This is a genomic window from Micromonospora sp. DT46, from assembly GCF_049841735.1.
Taxonomy (GTDB): Bacteria; Actinomycetota; Actinomycetes; order Mycobacteriales; family Micromonosporaceae; genus Micromonospora; species Micromonospora reichwaldensis.
Genome location: NZ_JBNCKW010000005.1, coordinates 445,978 through 467,647 on the forward strand (window position 1 = coordinate 445,978; position 21,670 = coordinate 467,647).

At 74.6% G+C, this 21,670-nt stretch carries 19 protein-coding genes, 1 tRNA gene and 1 pseudogene; 5 read left to right on the forward strand and 16 right to left on the reverse strand.

Annotated features, from left to right (window positions below; genetic code table 11):
- Positions 1 to 110 precede the first annotated feature (110 nt).
- Both ACLQ20_RS16325 and ACLQ20_RS16330 read right to left on the reverse strand, forming a co-directional pair.
- The gene (locus tag ACLQ20_RS16325; RefSeq protein WP_151455177.1) at positions 111 to 1,490 is read right to left on the reverse strand and encodes a DUF1501 domain-containing protein; all 1,380 of its coding nucleotides are present in this window, start codon (positions 1,488 to 1,490) and stop codon (positions 111 to 113) included.
- An 8-nt stretch (positions 1,491 to 1,498) separates the two neighbouring features.
- On the reverse strand, positions 1,499 to 3,574 hold the full coding sequence (locus ACLQ20_RS16330; protein ID WP_151455178.1) for a DUF1800 domain-containing protein: 2,076 nt from the start codon (positions 3,572 to 3,574) through the stop codon (positions 1,499 to 1,501).
- A 469-nt stretch (positions 3,575 to 4,043) separates the two neighbouring features.
- Here ACLQ20_RS16330 and ACLQ20_RS16335 point away from each other — a divergent pair, with 469 nt between their 5' ends.
- The gene (locus ACLQ20_RS16335) at positions 4,044 to 4,301 is read left to right on the forward strand and encodes a DUF3040 domain-containing protein (protein WP_121400370.1); all 258 of its coding nucleotides are present in this window, start codon (positions 4,044 to 4,046) and stop codon (positions 4,299 to 4,301) included.
- Positions 4,302 to 4,332: 31 nt separating this feature from the next.
- Here the strand turns inward: ACLQ20_RS16335 and ACLQ20_RS16340 are convergent, their stop codons facing one another.
- Positions 4,333 to 5,469: an SWIM zinc finger family protein gene (locus tag ACLQ20_RS16340; protein ID WP_425856236.1), complete on the reverse strand. Its 1,137-nt coding sequence runs from the start codon at positions 5,467 to 5,469 to the stop codon at positions 4,333 to 4,335.
- Positions 5,466 to 8,693 (reverse strand): SNF2-related protein, encoded by a 3,228-nt coding sequence (locus tag ACLQ20_RS16345; RefSeq protein ID WP_425856238.1) that lies wholly within the window; start codon positions 8,691 to 8,693, stop codon positions 5,466 to 5,468. Before ACLQ20_RS16345 ends, ACLQ20_RS16340 begins: the two co-directional genes overlap by 4 nt.
- Positions 8,694 to 8,838: 145 nt before the next feature.
- On the opposite strand from ACLQ20_RS16345, the gene ACLQ20_RS16350 reads away from it, so the two are divergent.
- Positions 8,839 to 9,711 carry a carbohydrate kinase family protein gene (locus tag ACLQ20_RS16350; RefSeq protein WP_327029225.1) on the forward strand — a complete coding sequence of 291 codons (873 nt, stop codon included), beginning with the start codon at positions 8,839 to 8,841 and terminating at the stop codon, positions 9,709 to 9,711.
- Between the two features lie 63 nt (positions 9,712 to 9,774).
- Here the strand turns inward: ACLQ20_RS16350 and ACLQ20_RS16355 are convergent, their stop codons facing one another.
- Positions 9,775 to 10,296: a DinB family protein gene (locus ACLQ20_RS16355; protein WP_425856239.1), complete on the reverse strand. Its 522-nt coding sequence runs from the start codon at positions 10,294 to 10,296 to the stop codon at positions 9,775 to 9,777.
- 83 nt (positions 10,297 to 10,379) lie between these two features.
- On the opposite strand from ACLQ20_RS16355, the gene ACLQ20_RS16360 reads away from it, so the two are divergent.
- Positions 10,380 to 10,586, forward strand: a complete 207-nt coding sequence (locus ACLQ20_RS16360; RefSeq protein WP_151455183.1) for a hypothetical protein — start codon at positions 10,380 to 10,382, stop codon at positions 10,584 to 10,586.
- A 9-nt stretch (positions 10,587 to 10,595) separates the two neighbouring features.
- Here the strand turns inward: ACLQ20_RS16360 and ACLQ20_RS16365 are convergent, their stop codons facing one another.
- The 6 genes from ACLQ20_RS16365 to ACLQ20_RS16390 all read right to left on the reverse strand — a co-directional run bounded on the left by ACLQ20_RS16365 (position 10,596) and on the right by ACLQ20_RS16390 (position 16,002).
- Positions 10,596 to 11,741, reverse strand: a complete 1,146-nt coding sequence (locus ACLQ20_RS16365) for a polysaccharide pyruvyl transferase family protein (RefSeq protein ID WP_151455184.1) — start codon at positions 11,739 to 11,741, stop codon at positions 10,596 to 10,598.
- Positions 11,742 to 11,808: 67 nt separating this feature from the next.
- A complete protein-coding gene (locus ACLQ20_RS16370) occupies positions 11,809 to 12,288 on the reverse strand; it encodes a GNAT family N-acetyltransferase (RefSeq protein WP_425856242.1) in 480 nt (159 codons plus the stop codon).
- A gap of 20 nt (positions 12,289 to 12,308) precedes the next feature.
- Positions 12,309 to 12,671, reverse strand: coding sequence for a hypothetical protein (locus ACLQ20_RS16375; RefSeq protein ID WP_425856440.1), 363 nt, complete (start codon positions 12,669 to 12,671; stop codon positions 12,309 to 12,311).
- A complete protein-coding gene (locus ACLQ20_RS16380; protein ID WP_358116369.1) occupies positions 12,668 to 13,465 on the reverse strand; it encodes an alpha/beta fold hydrolase in 798 nt (265 codons plus the stop codon). Before ACLQ20_RS16380 ends, ACLQ20_RS16375 begins: the two co-directional genes overlap by 4 nt.
- Before the next feature lie 84 nt (positions 13,466 to 13,549).
- A complete protein-coding gene (locus tag ACLQ20_RS16385; protein ID WP_425856441.1) occupies positions 13,550 to 14,014 on the reverse strand; it encodes a GNAT family N-acetyltransferase in 465 nt (154 codons plus the stop codon).
- 161 nt (positions 14,015 to 14,175) lie between these two features.
- Positions 14,176 to 16,002, reverse strand: a complete 1,827-nt coding sequence (locus ACLQ20_RS16390) for a sigma-70 family RNA polymerase sigma factor (protein ID WP_425856246.1) — start codon at positions 16,000 to 16,002, stop codon at positions 14,176 to 14,178.
- A 132-nt stretch (positions 16,003 to 16,134) separates the two neighbouring features.
- Here ACLQ20_RS16390 and ACLQ20_RS16395 point away from each other — a divergent pair, with 132 nt between their 5' ends.
- Together ACLQ20_RS16395 and ACLQ20_RS16400 are read left to right on the forward strand one after the other, a co-directional pair.
- Positions 16,135 to 17,007 carry a hypothetical protein gene (locus ACLQ20_RS16395; RefSeq protein WP_151455189.1) on the forward strand — a complete coding sequence of 291 codons (873 nt, stop codon included), beginning with the start codon at positions 16,135 to 16,137 and terminating at the stop codon, positions 17,005 to 17,007.
- A 173-nt stretch (positions 17,008 to 17,180) separates the two neighbouring features.
- A complete protein-coding gene (locus tag ACLQ20_RS16400) occupies positions 17,181 to 17,492 on the forward strand; it encodes a hypothetical protein (protein WP_151455190.1) in 312 nt (103 codons plus the stop codon).
- 21 nt (positions 17,493 to 17,513) lie between these two features.
- Here the strand turns inward: ACLQ20_RS16400 and ACLQ20_RS16405 are convergent, their stop codons facing one another.
- The 5 genes and pseudogenes from ACLQ20_RS16405 to ACLQ20_RS16425 all read right to left on the reverse strand — a co-directional run.
- Positions 17,514 to 18,071, reverse strand: a complete 558-nt coding sequence (locus ACLQ20_RS16405; RefSeq protein ID WP_327029230.1) for a hypothetical protein — start codon at positions 18,069 to 18,071, stop codon at positions 17,514 to 17,516.
- Positions 18,072 to 18,275: 204 nt separating this feature from the next.
- Positions 18,276 to 18,347, reverse strand: a tRNA-Val gene (locus tag ACLQ20_RS16410).
- Between the two features lie 79 nt (positions 18,348 to 18,426).
- On the reverse strand, positions 18,427 to 18,894 hold the full coding sequence (locus ACLQ20_RS16415; protein WP_121400357.1) for a peroxiredoxin: 468 nt from the start codon (positions 18,892 to 18,894) through the stop codon (positions 18,427 to 18,429).
- Positions 18,895 to 18,977: 83 nt separating this feature from the next.
- On the reverse strand, positions 18,978 to 19,415 hold the full coding sequence (locus ACLQ20_RS16420; protein WP_151457486.1) for a DUF3052 domain-containing protein: 438 nt from the start codon (positions 19,413 to 19,415) through the stop codon (positions 18,978 to 18,980).
- 112 nt (positions 19,416 to 19,527) lie between these two features.
- Positions 19,528 to 21,513: pseudogene (locus ACLQ20_RS16425) on the reverse strand (transketolase C-terminal domain-containing protein); the annotation flags it as partial.
- Between the last annotated feature and the right edge of the window lie 157 nt (positions 21,514 to 21,670).

The following is a 21,670-nucleotide window of genomic DNA, read 5'->3' on the forward strand; positions in this document are numbered from 1 at the left end:
CGCCCACCGGCCCAGAGGGGGGGGGGGGGGGGGGGGGGGGGGGGGGGCCGGGGGGGGGGGGGGGGGGGGGGGGGCGGCGCGGCGGCCGGCGGCGTGGGTGCGCGGGTACGTCACGCGTACAGCTTCATCGGGCGGTACTTCTGCCGGGGGAAGATCTTGTCCACCTCCGCGTTGGTGAGCCCGAAGCGGCCCTGCGCGACGGCCCCGTAGACGTTGAACATGTTGTTGTACTCGGGCACGTCGCCGGAGTCCAGGTCGGACAGCCCGTTCCAGGTGCCCAACAGCGAGCCGGCGAGCTTGCGGCCGGAGAGCACGGTGACCACCCCGCCGTGGCCGTGGTCGGTGCCGCCGCCGTTGGAGGCGACCCGCCGGCCGAACTCGCTGGAGACCATGATGGTCACGTCGGCCGACTTCTCCCCCAGGTCGGTGAAGAACGCCGCCATGGCGCCGGCCAGCTCGTTGAGCCGCCGGTGCAGCTGACCGCCGTCGCGGGTGCCCTGGTTCTCGTGGGTGTCGTAGCCGCCCATCCCGACGGTGGCGACCCGGACGTTCGCCCCGCCCTTGATGAGCTGGGCGAGCTGCTGAAACGCGTAGCCGACACCCTTGTACTCGACGCCCTCGGCCGCCTGGTACGGCTTCGCGGCGAGGCGCTGCGCGGTGGCCAGCGCGCCCAGGCCGTCCTGCACGGCGTCCTGCACCGGGTGGTTGATCCCGGTGAAGAGCCCCTTGATCGCCTTCTCGGTCGCGGCCCGGTACCGGTCGTCGCCGTTGAGCCGCAGCGAGCCGACGCTGTTGAGCGAGAGCGCGCCGTTGTTGCCGACCAGGGACCGGGGCAGCGTGCTGCCGATGCCGACGCTGCGGAACGCGGTGCCCGTGCCGAGCGCGTCGACCAGGCTGTCCAGCCAGCCCCGGCCGCCGGTCTCGCTGGGCAGCCCGCCGAGGTTGCAGGCGTCCGCGGCCTGGAAGTGGCTGCGGGACAGCCGCTCGTCGGAGACCGCCGGGACGAAGCCCAGGTTGCCGCTCTTCAGCCACTTCTCCAGCGGCTTGAACGCGCTGGTCAGCTTGAAGCCGCGGCCCACGGCCAGGGAGTCGTCGCCGAGCAGCAGGTCGGGGCGGGCCTTGGCGAGCACCGGGTCGTCCGCCGGGGCGACCAGGCTCAGCCCGTCCAGCCCGCCGTAGAGGAAGACGTGGATCAGGGTGCCGGTCTTGGTGGCGGCGAACGAGGCCGAGGTGGTGACGAACTGGGCGGTCGCGAGGGCGGTGGCGGTGGCGGCGGCGCCGGCCACGAACGTCCGTCGGGTCACGCCCCGACCGTCCTGCTGGGCCTCCTCGAGGTCCTCCAGCCGCCGGTAGCGGTCGGCCTCGGCGGCGTTCTCGGCGGCGACGATGTCGGCCTCCGCCCGCAGCAGCGCCTCGGCCGGGTCGTCGGCCAGCCGCCGCAGGTCGGGGCATTCGGGGTGCAGGGGGAACGTGTGCACAGTCTTCTCCATCGGGTGCCTCACCGGAGGTGGTGCTGGGGGGAAGCGAGGATCGCCCGCGCTACGGCGGTGACGGCCCCGTCGAACGTGGCGTCGACCTTGTCGCCGGCAGCCACGCCGGCCACGCCGAGGATCAGGGACCGTTCCCTGGCGCTCAGCTTCTGACCCACCAGCCGCAGGGCCAGCGCGTCCACGTACGCCCCGGCGGTGGCCGGAGGTCGGGCCACCAGCTTCTCCGGCGGGGTGTAGGTAAAGACGGTACGTCGGCCGGCGAGCAGCTCGCCCGCCTCGTTCCAGCCGTGGACCATGGTGCCGGCGGAGGTCCAGGCCACGTAGACGTCCGGGTAGCCGTCGGGGGTGGGCTGGCCCATCGGGTACTGGCCCAGCTCGCGCATCCGGTCGTGGATCTGCCGCAGCCCCCGGGCGTACGGGGTGCGCTTGTTGTCGCCGTTGTCGTGCTTCGGCGACGCCTCCGGGGACACCCCCAGGACCCGGTACGTGGCGACCAGGTACTCCATCGGCCGGCGCACCTTCTGGCCCACCGCCGCCCAGAACTCCGAGGAGCTGAACAGCGTCATCAGCACCGGCTTGATCATGCCCTTGTTCAGGCTGTACGACTTCGCCAGCCGCTCCACGAGGGACTTCGGCGGGGTGTCCGAGACGAACCGGGTGGCCAGGCTCTGCGCCACGTACTTCGCGGTGGACGGGTGCAGCGCGATGTACGTGATGTACGCGTCGATGGCCGCCTCGGCCTTCTTCGGGTCCTTCGAGGCGTTCGCGTGGGTGAAGCCGAGCACCTTCACCTTGCCGACGTAGTGCCGCTCGGGGCGGAACACGTACTTCCCGTCGTTGACGCCCCGGCCGGTCTGGAGCAGGGCCGCCTGCCGGACGTCCTTCTCGGTGTAGCCGCCGTCGACGCCGACCGAGTACAGCTCCAGGTTCTCGCGGGCCAGGTTCTCGTTGACCGCGTCGGCGCGGGAGTCGTTCTGGTTGAGGTAGAGCAGCAGCGCCGGGTGCCGGTTCGCGGCGAGCAGCATCTCGGGGTAGCTGCCGAGGGCGTGCGCCCGGACGACGTCCCGGTCGAAGGACGCGCGGTAGACCTCGCCCCCGTCGAAGTCCGCGGCGACGTGCAGGAAGTCGTTCCAGAAGTCGACCATGACCTCGAACAGCTGCCGCTGCGACCAGATCTGCCGGGCGATGGTGGCGTCCACCATCTCCTTCTCCGGCTGCGCGCCGCGCTCGTTGAGCTGCTCGCGCTGCTCGCGCAGCTGCGCGGTGCCCAGCTTCAGCGTCGGCAGGTCGGCGAGCTTCAGCTCGGCCTTCGTCGGGGCGATCTTGTCGGGGTCGAGCTGCCAGCGCAGCCAGCCGTCGATGCCCCGCTCCTTGATGTCGGCGAGGACCTGCCTGGTGGCGCCGAAGGTGGCCCGGCGGGCCAGGTGCAGGATCGGGTCCTTGGCGAGCACCGTCTTGACGGTCACCTTGGTCTCCGCGGCGGCGGCGGCCGGCCCGGAGAAGGTCCGGCCGCCGGCCGGCGCGTTCTTCTTCAGCGCCTCGCCGGCCCGGGAGCCCATGTAGCTCTCGTTCTGCTCGGTGTAGGTGCGCACCGTGCTCGGCTGCTGGCCGCTCGGCCGGGCGGGGGTGCCGTCGGTGACCGTGGTGCCGGTGGCGTCGCCGGCCACCGCCTCGTCGCCGAGGAGGCTGCGGATCTGCGGGGTCATCGCCAGGGCGGCGCCACCGGCGACCACGGCCGCGGTGCCGCCGAGGGCCACGAGGGCCTTGCGCCGGCCGACCTTGGGGCCCGGCTCGTCGCCGTCGTCCAGGTTGGGCAGTCCCGGGCCGGCCGACGGCGCGGCGGCCTGCCGCGCGAAGCCCTCCGGGCCGACCCACTGCGGCCCGCGCGCGGCCGGGTGCCCGGCGTGCGCGTACTGGCCCTGCGTGTCTTCGGGGTGTCCGCCCTGGTGCGGGGCGCGCGCGTCGTGGCCGTACGGGGTGGGGGCGTAGGTGTCGCGGTGACCGTCGCCGGCGGCGGGGTACTGACGCCCGTCCCATCCGCGATCGTCCCGCGGTCGCCGTGGTGGCACATTCTGGTCGGCCATGTACCAATCCGTTTCTGCTGCGCCGCGACGACTGGCACCGGGCACGGGGGCAGGTGCGGCGACTGGTGCCTGAGGGGGTTGTCACCGGAAGGTAATGAAGCGTTCAGGTGCCTTCAAGCAGCACCGGAAGCCCCCAGGACGGCACTTAAGGCGCCGCTCAGCGCGGGTCGGCGACACCGGAACCCGGCGCCGCCCGGCACGGACCTCGCGAGCAGGGCGTACGCGGCACGACACGGGCCGGACCCGGCCATCGCGGCCGACCCGGCGCGGGAGGGTCATTTCATCGCCACAGGCAAATTTAAGGTTCGGCTAAGCCTGCGCTGAGGCGCTCCCCGCGCACCCGGAGGGCCGGGGCGCGGCCGGACGGGCGTGGGCCGGGCGGGGCCGCAAAGTAGCAGCAGGACGGGAGCGTGAGCCGCCGCCGCAGCGGGTATGCCGCCGAACCGCTGAACACGTGAGGGGAAGGCACATGCTCAGCAAAGAGGATCAGCGCAGGTTCGAGCAGATCACCCGTCAGCTCCGGGAGAGCGATCCGGCGTTCTTCGCCCGGCTCGACAACCGGGCCCGGGCCCGTCGCGGCCGGTGGCTGATGCTGTTGACGATCGTGCTGTGGGCCTCGCTGCCGGCGATGACCGTGCTGGCCGGGCGACTGGCCGGGGCCGTCTGCGCGGTGGTCCTGGTGGCCAACGCCGCACTCATGTGGCGGTTCCGCCGCCGCTGGCTGTGAGCCGGGGCCGCGTACCGTTCCGCCGGCGGTCTCACCCGCCGAGGAGCCGGTACGCCCGCCGCAGCCGCTCCAGGAGACCGGGCCCGCCGATGGCGGGGGCCGGCGCGCCGAGCTGCCGCAGCAGCAGGTCCGGTCCGGTCGACAGGCTGGGTGGCCGGTCGGGCAACGGGACCGGCGGCAGCCAGAACCGGTCGACCGCCTCGGCCAGCGGCGCCGGCGGCAGGCCGGCGAGCGCCCGCGACGCCCCGACCGGCGGGGCGGCCACGGCGTCCCGCCCGGCACCCAAGACAGCGCCGTCCCGCGTGGACTCCGCCGTCGGCGGCAACGCACCGTCCGGGATGGACGGCGCGGGCTGCGGTCCGGCACCGTCCGCCACGGACGGCACGGCCGGCGGCACGGCTGGCGGCACGGCACCGTCCGACATGGACGGCGAGGCCGGCACGGCACCGTCCGAGCTGGACGGCGTGGTCGGCACCGCACCGTTCGGCAGGGACGGCGACGCCGGTGCGGCCTCCGTCGCGGCCGGCTGGTCGTCGGCGCCTGCGGCGTCGGCCCGCAGGACGCGCAGCCGGTCGAGCAGCTGCGTCCGGCTCCGACCCCGCCAGTGCAGCAACTGGAACGGGTCGGCGTCGAACGCCTCCGCGAGCAGGTAGAACGTGGCCGCGAGATGCTTGCAGGGAACGGCGAAGTCGGGGCAGCTGCACCGTTGACGCAGCTCCGCCACGCCGGCGGGGAAGAGCGGGGCGCCGGCGGCCCCGAACAGCTCCTCCAGTTCCGGGGGCAGGTCGCCGGCGAGCAGCCGGGCGCTGAAGAACGCCTGGGCGGCCAGCTCCGCCTCCACGCGGGCCCAGATCGCCTCCGGAAACGGCGGCAGCGCGATGCTCACCTCGTACGGCTGCGCGCGGGAGCCCTGCACGACGGCGCCGACGGTGCCCGGGGCGACCTCCAGCCGGACCACCTGTCCGGCCCGCGCGTACGACCGGCCACGGGTCAGCCGGGTGCCGAGGGCGAACGACTCCAGCACCTCCAGGAAGCGTTGGGACCACCAGGACCGGCCGATGGCCCCCCGGGTGCTGCGGGCCCGCAGCCCGCCGTCGACCCGGCGCGGCCGGCCGTAGTCGGCGAACCGGCCGTTGGCGCCGCCGTCGCCCTGCGCCTGCCCGCTCACTCCACCACCGCCCCGGCCTCCAGGGTGAACAGCTCGCGCAGCTGCGTCGTGGACAGCTCGGTGACCCACTGCTCGCCGGTGCCGACGACCGAGGCGGCGAGGCTGCGCTTGTCGGCGATCAGCGCCGCCACCTTCTCCTCCACCGTGCCGGCGCAGACGAACTTGCGGACCTGCACCCGGCGCCGCTGACCGATGCGGAACGCCCGGTCGGTGGCCTGGTCCTCGACGGCGGGGTTCCACCACCGGTCGACGTGCACCACGTGGTTGGCCTCGGTGAGGGTGAGTCCGGTGCCGCCGGCCTTGAGCGACAGGACGAAGATCGCCGGTCCCCCCGGGGACTGGAACCGGGTCACCATGGCGTCCCGGTCGGCCTTGCCGACCCCGCCGTGCAGGAAGAGCACCTCCCGGCCGAAGCGGGCTGACAGGTGCCCGCGCAGCATGCCACCGAACTCGGCGTACTGGGTGAAGAGCAGGGCCCGCTCCCCCGCCGCGAGGACCTCGTCCAGGATCTCCTCCAGGCGGGCCAGCTTGCCGGAGCGGCCGGGCAGCGCCGAGCCGTCGCGCAGCAGTTGCGCGGGGTGGTTGCAGACCTGCTTGAGCCGGGTCATGGCGGCGAGCACCAGCCCGCGGCGCTCGATGCCGTCGCTGGACTCGATCCGCGCCATCATGTCGTCGACGATCGCCCGGTAGAGCGAGGCCTGCTCGGCGGTGAGGTTGCAGAGCACCTCCATCTCCAGCTTCTCCGGCAGGTCGGAGATGATCGAGGAGTCGGTCTTGAGCCGGCGCAGCACGAACGGGCCGGTGATCCGGCGCAGCCGCTCGGCCGTCTCGGCGTCGCCGTGCCGCTCGATCGGCTCGGCGTACTTCTTGCGGAAGGTCGCCGCCGGCCCGAGCAGGCCGGGGTTGGCGAACTGCATGATCGACCAGAGGTCCGCCAGCCGGTTCTCCACGGGCGTGCCGGTGACGGCGATCCGGTGCCGGGCGGGCAGCGCGCGGACCGCCTCGGCCTGCCGGGTGGCGGCGTTCTTGATGGCCTGGGCCTCGTCGACGACCACCCGCCGCCAGTCGATCCCGGCCAGCTCGACGGCGTCGCGGGCCGCGACCGAGTAGGTGGTGAGGACCAGGTCCGCGTCGTGCACGGCCGCGCCGAACGCTTCGCCCCGCGCCCGCTCCGCGCCGTGGTGCACGTGTACGCGCAGCCCCGGCGTGAACCGCGCCGCCTCGCGCTGCCAGTTGCCCACCAGCGACATCGGGCAGACCAGCAGGGTCGGGCCGGCGTCCGGCGGGTCCCCGGCGAGCAGGGCGAGCAGTTGCACCGTCTTGCCCAGCCCCATGTCGTCGGCGAGCACCGCGCCGAGCCCCAGCGACTGGAGGAACGCCAACCAGGCCAACCCCCGCCGCTGGTACGGCCGCAGCGTGCCGTGGAACCCCGGCGGCGGGTCCAGCGGGGCGAGCCGGCGCTCCACCGCACCGGCGAGCAGGTCGCCCAGCGCGCCGTCGGCGCCGACCTCCAGGACCGGCAGCGCGTCCGGCTGCTCGGCGTCGGCCAGGCCGAGCCGGAGCAGGTCGGCGACGGTCAGCTCGCCGGAGGACCGGAGCAGCCGCAGGCCGGCGGCGAGCCGCTTCGGGTCCAGTTCCACCCACTGCCCGCGCAGCCGCACGAGCGGGGTCTTCAGCGCGGCCAGCGACGCCAGTTCCTCGGCCGTGAGCGGCTGGTCGCCGAGGGACACCTCCCAGCGGTAGTCGACGAGGGCGTCCAGCCCGACGCCCCCGGCGGTGGCGGCGACGGTGCCCGGGGCGGTCCGGCTGCGGGCCTGCAACCGGGCGCCGAGCCGGGACGACGGGCGCCGCCACCAGGACGGCAGCAGCACGGCGAACCCGGCGGCGTGCAGCACCGGCGCGCCCTCGCGGAGGAAGCGGTGCGCCCCCTCGACGTCCAGCTCCAGGGCCTCCGGCGTGGCCGTCCGCAGGGCGGTGTCCAGCTCGGGCCAGAGCCGGCTGGCGCGCCCCAGCTCGGCGAGCAGGGTCTCCTGCGGGTCGTCGCCGCGACCGGCCAACCCGGCGACGCTGGCCGGCGCCCGCCAGACCTGCCCGGCGTCCACGTGCAGGCTCGGCTCGTCCGCCGCCTGGAGCCCGAACTCGATGCGCCACCGCCCGGCCGGTCGCGCCGTCGCCGCCGGGTCGGCGGGCACCACGACGACCGGCTCGGTGAGTTCCTCGGCCGGCGGTTCGACCAGGCGGAAGCTGGCCCGCACGGCGCCGCCGGCCGCGTCGCGCTGCCAGGCGTCCAGTTCGGCGCGGAGGGTGTCCAGCGCGGCCGGGTCGGCGGCGAACTCCCGCACCGGCCCGGTGAGCGCCGCCAGCCAGGCCGGCACCGCGCCGTTCGGGCGTACGCCCCGGGCCAGCGCGGTCTCCGCCAGGGTCGCCCGGACGGCGGCGTCGGTGAGCGCGTCGAGCGCGTCGGCGACCAGCGCGCCCGGCGCGTCGACGGCGGCCGGCGCGGGCCGGTGGCGGCCGGCGGGCGGGCCGGATCGCGCGCGCCGAGCGGCACCCGGTCCGGACGGGGTGCCCGCCCCGGCGGCGGCACCGGGGTCGCCCGGTTCGTCCGGCCCGGTGGCGGCGCGGGCGGCCGGGGGCAGGGCCAGCGCCAGCGCCCGGGCCCAGGCGGCGTCCGTGCCGGTCAGCAGCGGTCGCCAGACCGCCCGGGCGCCGGCCTCCGCCCGCTTCCCGCCCGCCCGGGCGCGAGCCGTCGGGGGCGCCTCGGCGAGGCCGGGCAGGACCCGGCCCCGGGCCGCCAGGTCGACCGCGAAGTCGGCCAGCTCGGCGAGGTGGCGCAGGGTCGCGCCCGGCACGGCGGCCACCGCGTCGACGCCGCGCAGCAGGGCCAGGGCGGCGTCGGGGGCGTACCAGAGGACGGGCACCCGCCAGCCGGCGAGGGTGACCGGCCCGCGGACCGGCCCGGCGACGTCGGCGCGGACGAGTTCCGGGGAGTCCAGCGGTGCGCCGGCCCGGGTGGGGAGGGTGAGCAGGGCGGTGCCGAGGTGGGCCGGCTCGGCCGTCGCGGCCAGCGCGGCGACGAGCGCGGCCTGGTCGGCGGCGAACGGGTGCGGCCGTTCCCGGGGCGCCCGGCCAGGGCGGCGCGGCGCGTCGGCCGGCAGCGCGCTGTCCTCGGCCCAGACGGCGAGCCCCACGCCGGAGCGCCAGACCCCGTGGACGACCAGCACGCGTCCCCCTCCTCGCGACGACCCCGGCGAGGATATCGGTCCGGGCCCGGCGGCCCCGGCCAGCACACCGTCGGCCGTCCGGACGAGCGGGCGGCGGGCGGCCCGGGCCCCGTGGCCGCCGGGCGGCGGGGATAGGGTCGGGCGCGTGTACGACCTTCTCGTGATCGGCGGTCTCGGCGTCGACGTGCGGGTACGGGTGCCCGCGATCCCGCTGCCGGCCGCCGACTCCGTCACCGTCGACCCGATCGACCTGCGGATCGGCAACACCGGCGCGGGGGTGGCGCTCGCCGCGCACGCGCTCGGGCTCCGGGTGGCGGTGGTGGACGTCATCGGTGTCGACCCGGCCGGCGAGGTGGTCCGCGCCGCGCTGGCCCGCACCGGAGTGCACGCCGTGCTGGGCGACGCCCCGGCCGGCACCCGGCGGTCGGTGAACATGGTCGACCCGGCCGGCCGGCGGATGTCGCTCTACGACCCGCGCCCCTGGCACGGGCCGGCCCCGTTCCCGGCGGCCGAGGTGACCGCGCTCGTCCGGCAGGCGGCCCACGTACATCTGTCGATCATGGACTGGACGCTTCCCCTGCTGACCGCCCTGCGCGCGGGGCTGGCCGACGGGGCCGTCCTCTCCACCGACCTGCACGACTGGGACGGCGGGAACGCCTACCACCGGCCCTTCGCCGAGGTGGCCGACCTGGTCTTCGTCAGCGGGGTCCGCCTGGGCGCGGGGGCCGGCGCGCTCGCCGCCACGCTGGCGCCCCGCACGGTGCTGGTGACCCGGGGCGCGGACGGCGCCGAACTGCACACCGGCGGCGGCGCACCGACGGCGGTGCCCGCCGCCGCGCCGCCCGCACCGGTCGTCGACACCAACGGCGCGGGGGACGCCTTCGCGGCGGGCGTGATCGCCGCCCGGCTGCGCGGCGCGGCGCTGACCGACGCGGCGGCGTACGCGGCCCGGGTCGCCGCGGCGGCCTGCACCCACGACGGCATGGAGTATCCGCCCGACCTGCTGCCGCGTCGCTGAGCCCGCTGTGCGTCGGCGCGCGGGCGCGCCCGGGTCAGGGTCAGGTCGCCGCGCGGCCGGCGGTCAGAGCGCGCCGGTGGCGCCGTCGGTCAGCTCGCGGAGGATGTCGGCGTGCCCGACGTGCCGGGCGGTCTCCTCGATCATGTGCACGAGGATCCAGCGCAGCGAGACCTCACCGAGCTGCGGGTGCGGCACGACGTGGTCGAGGTCGAACCGGCCGGCGACCTCCCGGGACCGGGCGCAGGCCCGCTCGTACGCGGCGGCGAGCCGTTCGACGGTGTCGTCGTCGGTGAGCGTGAAGCTCGCCGCCGCGTCCTCCTCCGAGGTGAGGTAGACGTCGCCCGGGCCGGGGGCGAGCAGGCACGGGAACCAGTTCCGCTCCACCAGCGTCAGGTGTCTGACGAGGCCGGCGACGGTGGTGGCCGAGGGCACCAGCCGGCGGGCCGCGTCGACGTCGGAGAGCCCGCGCACCTTGCGCAGCAGCACGCCCCGGTGGAAGTCGAGGAACGATTCGAGCACGGCGCGCTCGTCGCCGGTGCGCGCCAGCACCGGGCCGAGCGTGGGATCGATTGCCATCTCCGCCATCCACCGACCCTAGTGCCGTCCGCCCAGGCCCGCTGCCCCGCTATCCGCTGCGGGGTCCCCCCGGGCGGGGCAGGATGGGGCGCATGGCATCAACGGCAGAGATCCCCCTGGCCGGCGGCGTGGCCGACGGCGAGACCGTCACCGTGGAGCTGGACCCGAACGGCCGCCCGCCGCTGACCCATCACCACCTCGGCGCGAAGGGGCTGGCCGAGGCGGAGATCTACGAGCTGGAGTCCGTGGACGCCGACGCCGACCGGTGGTGCTACCGCTGGCGGGGGCCGGCGGTCTGAGCCGGCGGGTCAGACCGCCGGGGCCAGGGTGCGGGCGCGCAGGCTGTCCAGCACGGCGCGGGTGACCTGGGAGGTTCCCCGGGCCTCGTCGCACACCTCGGCCACCCGTCGGGCGGTGGCCTCGGCCCGCTGCTCCCGCTCGTCCCAGAGCCGGTCGACCTCGGCCAGGAGCGGGCCCTCGACCTCCCGCTCCACGCCGCGCAGCGCCGGCACCCCGAGCCGCTGGGCGAGGTCGAAGACCTTGCCGGCGTACGGCAGCGGCAGGAACGGCGTGCCCGCCATCGCGGCGAAGATCAGGAAGTGCAGCCGCATGCCCACGGCCAGGTCGAAGTGGCGCATCAGCCCGAGCACCTGCTGGGGCGAGTAGGTGCCGTGCAGGATCCGGCCCCGCTCGGCGGCGACCATGTGCGACAGCACGCCGTGCGAGTGCCGGATGTCGTCGCGCTCCATCGGGACGAAGAGCACGTAGGCGTCGATCCGGTGCACCAGGAAGTCGCCGATCTGGGCGAGCAGGCGGTGGTAGCCGTCGACGTCGAGGCGCTCGGCGGCCCGGCCCGGTTCCCGCACGCTCATCCCCACCAGCCGCTTGCCGGCCGGCACCCCCTCCTCGCGGAGCAGCTCCGCCGGGAAGTCCTCGGGCTCGATCAGGAACGCGGGATCGGCGGTGACGGTGATCGGGTTGAGCAGCCCCGCCTCCTCCAGCACCATCCGGGACTCCTGGTCCCGTACGGTCACCTGGGTGGCGCTGGCGAGGGTCTCCCGCACCATGCCGGTGTCCACGTCCTCGCTGAGCGGCCCGACCCCCACCGCGTACGTCAGCAGCGGCAGGCCCCGCTCCTGGGCGACCCGGACCACCCGCAGGTAGCGGCGGGCCTCCCGGTCGTAGAGGATGCCGCCGCCGCCGAGGATCAGCACGTCGAGCTGGGCCAGGACCAGCGCCGAGTCGGTCCGGCTGATCCCCTCCCAGGGCACCGCCTCCACGTCGGGATGGGCGATCCTGGTGTGCTCCGGGTTCCGGGAGAAGACGATGATCCGCCCGTTCGGCTCCTGCTCGCGCAGGTCGGCCAGCAGACCGCTCAGGATCGCCTCGTCACCGAGGTTGCGACCGCCGTACGAGCCGAGCACACCGATGGTCAGTCCGCCACCATGCCTCATCCGTCGCTCCTCCCCAGGTGCGTCCGGGGCGGGGTTCCCGCTGCGCCGGGGAACACTCCTGACGGGCTCAGCCAGCCGGGGAGATCCGCTTCGTCATCTGCTGGGCGGCCACCCGGTAGCCGAGGTCGTGGTAGAGATGGATGGCCTCGGTGTTGGAGCCGAAGACGTTCAGCCCCAGCTCGGGCACCCCGAGGGCGGCGAGTTCCGCCTCGACGAGCTGGATCATCCGCCGCCCGTACCCCTGTCTGCGATGTCCGGGATGCACCTCGACGCTGTTGAGCCACGCGGTGTGGGGCCCGGCGGGGCCGCCGGGGAGCCCCACCCAGATCCACCCCACCTCGACGACGCCCACCCGGGCCGTGCGGAGCAGGGCGCCGGCGCTGTCGACGCCGTCGGGGAGCTGTTCGCGCAGCTGGGTGGTGGCCCGCTCCAGGGCCGCGGCCGGCGCCAGGCCGCGGTCGGTGACCATCGCCTCGGCGTACGAGCGCACGAGCGGCTCCCGCACCCGCGCGAACTCCTCGGCCGTCATCGGTACCAGTTCCACCACGCCGCCTCCCTCTGTCGGAGTCACCGGTCGACACCGCCGACCAGCCGGGACACGAATGCCACGACCACGTCGTCGGCGTCGAATCCCGCCTCGATGGACGTGCCGAGCAGATCGAGCAGCAGCCCGTCCACGGCGTAGTGCAGCAGAGCGACCTCGAACGCGCCACCCGGTAATCCGGCGGCGAGGTGGAACGCGACGTCGTCGCGGTAGCCGCGCCGCAGGGTGTCGCCGAGGATCCGGGCCAGGTCGGGGCGGCGGGCGGCCTCCAGCCGCAGCTCGATCAGCGCCCGGGTGAGATCGGGCTGCCGCGTGGTCCGCTCGACGATGTAGCGCAGGTAGTCCGTGAACAGCTCCAGGGACGGCTCGCGGGCGCCCAGCGTCAGCCGGGCGGCGACACCGGGTGGGTGAGGAACGGCAGGACGGCGGCGGGCAGCGCCGGCGAGACGACGATGTCGTAGTGGGTGAGTCCCGGCAGCACGGCGAGCCGGGAGGCCGGGCGGTCGGTGCCGTCCCCGCCGGCGTCCCGGTGGCCGCCGCCGAGCAGCCCGAAGAACTCCACCACGTGCGCGGCGCTGACCGAGTCGGCGTCGGCGAAGACCAGCAGGGTGGGCACGGCGAGGGCGGCCACCTCGGCCGACCAGTCGTAGTCGCGGCGCAGCAGCTCGCCCGTCTTCGCCCAGAGCCGCGACCAGTCCCCCGGCCGGGGCGCGACGCGGGTGTAGAGCGCGTGCGACGGCGTGCCCCGCATCCGCTCGCCCGCCTCCTCGTCGGGCTCGGGCATGCCCGCCAGCACCTCCGGATACCAGCCCAGCCGCCGGCACGGCGCGGAGACGACGACCAGCCGGCGCACCAGCGCCGGGTGCTGGATCGCGGTACGCAGCGCCACGCCGCCGCCGAGCGAGTAGCCCAGCACGTCGGCCTCGGCCAGGCCGAGGTGCCCGATCAGCGCCGCGACGTCGTCGGCCATCGACTCGTAGCGCAGCGGGCGGTCGACGTCGGCGGTGCGCCCGTGGCCCTGGAGGTCGACCGCGATCACCCGACGACGCGCGGCCAGCGCCGGCAGGATCGGCGCGAACGTCTCCACCGACCCGAAGCCGCCGTGCAACAGCAGCAGCGGGCGGCCGGCGCCGTGCTCCTCGTGCCACAGGCGCAGCCCGGCGACCTCCGCGTAACTCATCGCCCCATCCAACCCGGCCCGCACGACGTACGCGGCCGATCGGCCGCGCTCTCCCTGGGACGGGGCGGCCGGGCTGGCCGTGCGCTACAGCCGCTTGCGCATCTGGATGGCGGTCGCCTCGAAGCCCAGCTGCTCGTAGAGCCTGCGCGCGGGGAGGTTGAAACCGAAGACGCTCAGGCCGATCGAGACGACTCCCCACTCCCGGCACCGCTGTTCGACGGCCTGGAACATGGCCCGCCCGTAGCCCCTGCGCCGCACTTCCGGTCGCACCTCGACGTCGTAGCAGAAGGCGTGCGGCCCGTCCGACTTCTGTTCGACGTGCAGCCAGAACATGCCGACCTCGTCGTCACCGTCGTGGACCGTCCAGAGATGGTGCCCCGGCGTGGCCAGACCGTCGGGCAGGAGCGTCGCGTAATCCTCCTGGGCCTTCCGTTCGGCCTCCGGCGCCGGCAGCGCGCCGGACTCGGCGATGTGCTGCGCGTAGCTCGCCTCCGCCCGCCGCCGATACCGGAGGTACTGCTCGGCGGTCATCGGCTCAAGTCTCAGCATCGCCACCCCGACACCGTATTTCAGCCGTCCGGGCCGCAGCGTCCGACGAGGACAAACAGGACGGTCCGCAACCGTCCTGCTCCACGGCCGTCCCGACCGGCCCTGCCGTCCCGGCTACCTCGGCCGTCCTGCTCCACGGCCGTCCCGCCCGGTCGTTCCGGCTAGCCCGGTCGCACGCACGGGTCGGTGACCGTACGGGTCGCGCTCTGCGCCGTGCGGCCGTCCGTGGCCGTCGCCCGTACCGACCAGGTCAGCGTCGGTGCGCGCAGCCGCCCGACGCTCGCCCGCGCGGTCGTTCCGTCCACCGTCATCGCCCGGGTCGACGTCCTGCCCCCGGCGGGTGTCCAGCGCACCTCGGCGCCGCCGAGCGCGGCACTGCCGGTGGCCTGCACCACCAGGGTGTACGTGTCCGAGCCGCACCGCACGTGGGCGGTGGCGGAGACCGTGAACGCCGCGGCGACCTGCGGTGTGGCGGTCGGCCGGGGCGCGGTCGGAGGCCTGGACGGCGCAGCGGTCGGCGACGGCGCGGGGCCACCCGGCACGGCGTCGGGCGCGTCAGTCCGGGTAACCCCGTCGCCGTCCGCCGGCGTGACCACGGGCCCGGGCGTCGGACCGACGGCGCCGGCCGACGGCGGTTCGGCGGCCCGCGTACCGGTCACCGGGGCGGTGCCCGACGGCAGCGCGGAGGCGGGCGTCACCGGGTCGCCGGCCGCCGGTCCGTGCGTCTCCGACACCGGCTGGCCGGCGGCGTCCTGCGCGGCGGTCGGGCGCCCAGGTGCCAGCGCCCAGGTGCCGAGTGCGGCGAGGAGGATCAGCAGAGCCACGGACGCGGCCACCTGCCGGCGGTGCCGCTTGCGGTTCGCAGGCGAGGTCGTCCGCACGGGATGCGCCGCACCGCGCGACGCCACCGCGCCGCCCGGAGCGGCTAGTGCCTGTCCGGTGTCCCCCATCCCGGGGATTGCCTCGGCCGGCGGCGCCGGGTCGGCGGACGACGCCGGGTCGGTCGGCGAGGCCGAATCGGCGGACAGCGCCGGATCGGCCGACGAAGCCGGACCGACGGACGGTGCCGCATCGACCGTCGACACCGGGCCCGGCGCCGCCGGATCGGCCGGATCGGCCGGCAGCGTCGGGTCGGCCGGCGCGGGGTCGGCCGTGACCGTGCCCGCCGGATCGGTCCCCGCGCCGGCTGCCGAATCGGCCGGGGCACCGGTCGCGGCCTCGGCCAGTCGCGGCCACACCGAGTCGGCGACGACCAGGAACACCGGAGCCGTGTACGCCGACAGCAGCGCGGCCGGGCTGAGCTGTTCGCGCCGGAGCAGCCCGCACACCGCACAGCTCTCGATGTGCCGCGACACCCGCTTGCGCAGCGTCGGGGTGAGCCGGCCCTGCCACCCGTCGATCAGGTCGGCGAGACCCGGGCAGTCCCGGGCTCCGGTGCGGGCCACCAGCAGCGCCCCCAGCGCCCGTTCGAGCTGCGAGCGGGCGCGCGACAGGCGGGCGTGCGCGTGGTTCGTGGGCACCCCGAGGGCCACGCCGATGTCGGCGGACGACAGGTCGTGGCGGATGGCCAGGTGGACCACCTCACGGTCGCCCGGGTTCAGCGCCGCCACCGCGGTGTGCACCAGGTCGCGTACCTGATCGGCGTTGACGCCCGTGCCGGGGTCGGCGATGTCGGCCGCCGGCTCGCCGGCCTCCTCCAGCGGCAGGGAGCGGGACCGCTCCCGCAGCTGCCGGAGGCACTCGTTGCGCACGATCGCGTACAGCCAGGAGCGCAGCCGGTCGGGCTCGCGGAGCTGGTCGATGCGCTGGCTGGCGGTGAGGAACGCGTCGTGGACGGCGTCCGCGGCGGCCTCCGGCTCGCGCAGCATGGTCCGGGCGTACGTGTAGAGCCGGTCGGCGTAGCGCCGGTACATGCCCTCCAGCCCGGCCCGCTCGCCGCGGCGCACCGCCTCGACCAGCGTGGAGTCGTCCTGTGCCGCCGTGTCCATCGTGTCCCTCGCTGCTCGTCGACGGGTCCAGTAAAGCGGCGGAATATTTTTCTTCGAAGTTTCTGTTGGCATCCCGACCCGCCCCGACTCCTACCGGTGTCATCGCGACGAAGAACCCGAAGGGAAGACACCATGCGAGAAGGATCGAAGCACATCCGGTGGGCGCGTCGGACGGCCACCGTGGGCGGGGCCGCGCTGAGCGCGCTCGTCCTCGGCCAGCTGGCCCTCGCCGGGCCGGTGGCGGCGGTGCCCGGCCTGAGCGTCAAGACGACGACCGGCCCCAGCAACAGCAGCGCGAAGACGCAGAACGCGACCTGCCCGGCCGGCACCAAGGTCATCGGCGGCGGCGGCGCGATCACCGGTTCCGGCCTCGGGCAGGTCGGCATGGACATCATGCGTCCGCTGATCGGCGGGGACGCGTACTCGGTGACCGGCCGGGAGGACGAGAACGGCGTCGGCGGCAACTGGGCGGTCACGGCGAACGCGATCTGCGCCACGCCGCCGGCCGGCCTGGTGATGGTGTCCGGCAGCTCGGCGCCGAGCTTCGGCACGTCGAACTGGTTCGAGAAGTCCTGCCCGGCAGGCAAGCACGCCATCGGGGTCGGTGGCGCGGTCGTCGGGGCGGCGAACAGCGAGGTCGTCCTGGAGGACCTGCGCATCCACCAGAACAGCGTCGTGGTGGCCGGCGCCGAGGACGGCACCGGCTTCGCCGACAGCTGGTGGCTGGACGCGGTCGCGATCTGCGCCGACCCGCTGCCCGGCGAGCAGCGCGTGATCGACGACAGCGTCTACAGCTCCGCCGCCACCCAGTCGGTCACCGCAACCTGCCCGCCCGGGACGCGGGTGCACGGAGTGGGCGGCGAGATCCTCGGCGGCGACGGGCAGGTGCGCCTGACCCAGATGCGGGCCACCACCTCGACCGTCGTCACCGTCTCCGCCGCCGAGGACGAGAACGGTTTCAGCAGCAACTGGAAGGTGCGCGCGTACGCCGTCTGCGCGAGCTGATCGCCCACGACAGCGGGCCGCCGGACCAGCCGGCGGCCCGCTTCGCGTACGGGTTCCGCGCGTTGCCGTCAGGCACCGACAATCGTCACGGGGGCCCGGTGAACAGCTCTAGAATGGGGCGACGGCCAACCGCCCCGACCTGCGAACAGTCCGCACGGCAAGGATGGGTGCCCATGGACTCGGATTCAGATGACGTGACCCTCAGCCCCGCGGAACAGGAAGTACAGAACAAGCTTCTGCGGGCTCTCGAAAAGGTGCAGACGATCTCGATGGCGCTCAACCATGTCGAGCATCTCCTGAATCCCGCCAACCCGTACACGCCAGCCATGAACACACCGCCGGTGAAGGCACTGTTGGCCGAGGTCGGCCCGGGCAGCACCGCCGATTCGCGGCGGGACGCCATGCTCAGCCTTCAGGAGAAACTCACCCTGGCCAGGAACGAGTACCAGAAGGTGATGCAGGAGGCGGCGAAGTTCTCGTCATGACCGGCGCGAGCCGACGGCGGTTCAGCACCGCACCACGTAGCTGGAGCTGTAGTTCCAGGTCAGGGTGGCGTAGGAGAACCACTCCCGGTGCCAGTACCGGATCGTGGCGGTCGGGGTGGTTCCCTGGGTGGGGACCCAGCGTTGCCCGACGTACCGCTCGGTGACCGACGAGGCCGGTGGCGTCATGTCGGCGCTACTGGTGCAGTGGGCGGTGCCGGAGGCACCGGTCGTCGCGAGCGTCGTGCTCAGGACCAGGGCGATGCCGTTGCACTTGGCCACCAGGCTGTTCCGGTAGTACAGGATGGACGACCCGCTCGGCTGCTGCGCCATCCAGTACCGGTAGGTGAAGCTTCCGTTGCTCCGGCTCCCGATGAACGTCCAGGTCGTACCGATCGACGGGTTGGCGGGGTTCGGCTCGAAGAAGCCGTTGGTGGAGCAGAACGCGTCGCCAGGCCCGGCGGAGGCGGGGGCCGCTACCACCGTGGGGGCGGCCAGGCCCAGGAGCAGCCCGAGGATCAGGAGCAGGGCCGGTGGACGACGGCGGGGGCGGGAAGCGAGCGGGACCTGGCGGGGGGACATGGGACCACCTCCAAGACGGGGTCGCCGGCTCGGCTTCGGCGGTGAGGTCGCCGGCTTCGCTTCGGCGCCGGGATCGCTCCCACGAGCGTAGGACTTTCGTGTCCTGGCGGGGCCCACTGACGGTGATCCGACAGCCGGCCGGACACCGTGAAACGAAGCGGGCCGCCGGTCATCCGGCGGCCCGTTCCCGTGCTGATCAGAGTGTGGGCGCGGCAGGTTTCGAACCTGCGACCCCTCGCTTGTAAGGCGAGTGCTCTCCCACTGAGCTACGCGCCCGGAACGCCCGTACGGCGGGCCGGAGGGTGGCAAGCTTACCCTGCCCCCACCGGCCCGGTCGTGCGGCGTGCCCGGTCGGTCAGGCTGCGACGGCCTCGGCGAGGGCCTTGCGCCAGCCCTGCTGGTCGCGCGCCTCACCCGGCATGTTCATCTCGGCGAAGCGGACCACGCCCGCCTTGTCGATCACGAAGGTGCCCCGGTTGGCGATGCCGGCGACGTCGTTGAAGACGCCGTACGACTGGGCGACCGCGCCGTGCGGCCAGAAGTCGGCCAGCAGCGGGAACTGGTAGCCCTCCTTGTCGGCCCAGATCTTGTGGGCGTAGACCGAGTCGACGCTGACGGTCAGCACCTGGACGTCGTCGTTGACGTAGTCGTTGAGGTTGTCCCGCACCTCGCACAGCTCACCCTGGCAGATCCCGGTGAAGGCGAGCGGGTAGAAGACCAGCAGCACGGTGCGCTTGCCACGGAAGTCCGAGAGCCGGACCTCCTGGTTGTTCTGGTCCTTGAGCACGAAGTCCGGCGCCTCGGCGCCAACCTCGATCGGCATGCGAGCTCCTCAGGATGGGGTCGGATGGGCAACAGCCTGCCACACCCGGCAGCGGGCGCCGCCGGGTGATCGCCGACGTCGGCCTACTTCTTGCCCTTGGCCCCGCGGCGCAGGACGAGGCGGGCGCCGCTCCAGTCCCGGCCGGCGTTGACGGTGGAGGTCTGCTGGAGGCCGGCGGTGGGCGCGGACTCGGCGACCTCGCTCGGCTCGACGTGCCCCTCGCGCCCCGCCTTGGGCGTGAGCAGCCACACGACACCGTTGTCGGCCAGCGGGCCGAGGGCGTCGACGAGAAGCTCGAAGAGATCACCGTCGCCGTCGCGGTACCAGACCAGCACCGCGTCGACCACCTCGTCGGTGTCCTCGTCGACCAGATCTCCACAGCGGTCGGTCAGGGCGTCACGGAGATCCTGGTCGACGTCTTCGTCGTACCCCATCTCCATGACGACCATCCCCGGTTCGATCCCGAACCGGTCCGCCAGGCTGCGTACCCCGTCGGCGGCCTGACCAGCGGTCGCGCTCACTGTCGCGTGCCTCCTCATCTCATCCCTGCCCGCGGCGTCGCGTCGACGCCGTCAGGCAAAGTCCACACAGTTGTGGCTCCCCGCGCAAGTGGCGCACCGGGTGGAACGGAATTTACCGTGCCAGAAGCGTGCGGGCACCCTGGGTAATTGCTTCCTCGGAGACCAGAACCTGACGGGCCGCCGGACCTAATGGTACAAAAGAGTCAACTCCGGCCACCCGCCGCGCCGCTCCGACATAGCCGGCATCCACCAGGGCCGCGATGACCCCCTCGCCGACCCCGCCGGAACGCCGGGTCTCGTCCACGACCAGCACCCGGCCGGTCGCCGCCGCCTCCCGGATGACGTCGGCCACCGGCAGCGGGGAGAGCCAGCGCAGGTCCACCACCCGGGTGCCGACCCCCTCGTCGGCGAGTGTCGCCGCCGCGCGCAACGACATCGGCACCCCGTTACCGAACGTGATGATCGTGACATCCTCGGCGGAGCCGACGCCGTAGACGCGGGCCCGCCCGATCGGCACATGACCGCCGGTCCACGCGCCGGGCTCGGCGTAGTGGGACAGCCACTCACCGTCACCGTCGGCGTACAGGTCGCGGGTGTGGTAGAGCGCGATCGGCTCCAAAAAGACGCAGACGCTGCCGTCCACCGCCGCGCTGGCCAGGCAGGTGCGCAGCATGGGCGCGGCGTCGTCCGGCCGCGCCGGCACCGCGATCACCAGGCCCGGCACGTCCCGGAGTACGGCCACCGAGTTGTCGTTGTGGAAGTGCCCGCCGAAGCCCTCCTGGTACGCCAGCCCGGCCACCCGCACCACCATCGGGTTGCGGAACGCACCCTGCGAGAAGAACTGCATCGTGGCGGCCTCGCCACGCAGCTGGTCCTCGGCGTTGTGCAGGTACGCCAGGTACTGGATCTCGGGCACGGGCAGCATCCCGGCCAGCCCGGCGCCGAGCCCCAGCCCGAGGACCGAGGTCTCGTCGAGCAGCGTGTCGAAGACCCGGGCCACGCCGAAGCGGTCCCGCAGCCCCTTGGTCACCCCGTACACGCCGCCCTTGGCGCCGACGTCCTCGCCGAACACCGCCATCTGCGGATGGTCGAGCATCCCGTCGGCGAGCGCGGCGTTGATGCTCTGCGCCAGCGTCAGCGGGCCGGTCAGCTCCGGCGGCCTTCCGCCGAACGCCTCCGCCCGGGCACCGGCGCCGGGGCCGCCGGCACGCGCCGCCGCGTCCGCCACCGCCCGGGCGAGGCGTGCCGGCCGGCGCGGGGCCAGCGGGGCGACCACGTCGGCCGGTGCGGTCAGCTTCGGCTCGTCCAGCACCTCCTCGGCGATCCGCCGCACCTGCCAGCCGATCTCGTCGTACCGGGCCAGCAGCTCCTCGCCGGTGGCGAGGCCCGCCCCCACCAGCAGCCGTGCCGTGGCGGTCAGCGGGTCCCGGGCGAGGTCGGCCGCGATCTCTCCGGGGCTCCGGTACGCGGTCTCGGCATCCGCGCCGGCGTGTCCCATCAGCCGTACGGTCGACAGGTGGAGCACGGCGGGGCGTCGGTGCCGGCGCACCCAGGCCGCCGCCTCGACGGCCGCCTCGTACGCCCGCGGCAGGTCGCCGCCGTCGGCGGAGAAGTAACGGACCCCCGGCTTCGACCGCAGGGTGGTCTCCACCCAACCCTTCGGGGAGCGGACGCTGATGCCGAGGCCGTTGTCCTCGCAGACGAAGAGCACCGGGATGCGCAGGCCCGTGTGGTCGTACCAGCCGGCGGTGTTGAACGCGGCCGTGGCACTGGCGTGGTTGACCGACGCGTCGCCGAACGAGCAGACCACGATGGCGTCCGGCGGCCAGGAGGTGTGCGTGGCGCCCCCACCGCCGCTGGTCGGCACCCCGTCCCGCCGACCGGAGGTCTCCAGCCGGCGCAGCCGTTCCACGGCCAGCCCCATCCCGACGGCGCGGGGCAGGTGCGAGGCGATCGTGGAGGTGGTCGGGACGACGGCCAGGTCGGCCCGGCCGAAGACCTTGTGCCGGCCGCCGGCGAGCGGCTCGCTGCTGGAGGCGACCATGCCCCGCAGCACGTCGCGGGCCGCCTCGGCGTACCCCGGGTGGAGCGGCCGGTCCACGGCGGACCCGGCGCCGCCGGTCGGCTCCCCCGGGTCGGCGGCATCCGGCGCGGAACCGTCGCCGGGGCCGTCCGGGTCGGCCGGCGCGGCCTCGACGGGCCCGTCGGCCGCCGCCGGCAAGTCGGTGCCGCCCCGCTCGGCGTCGAACCGCCCG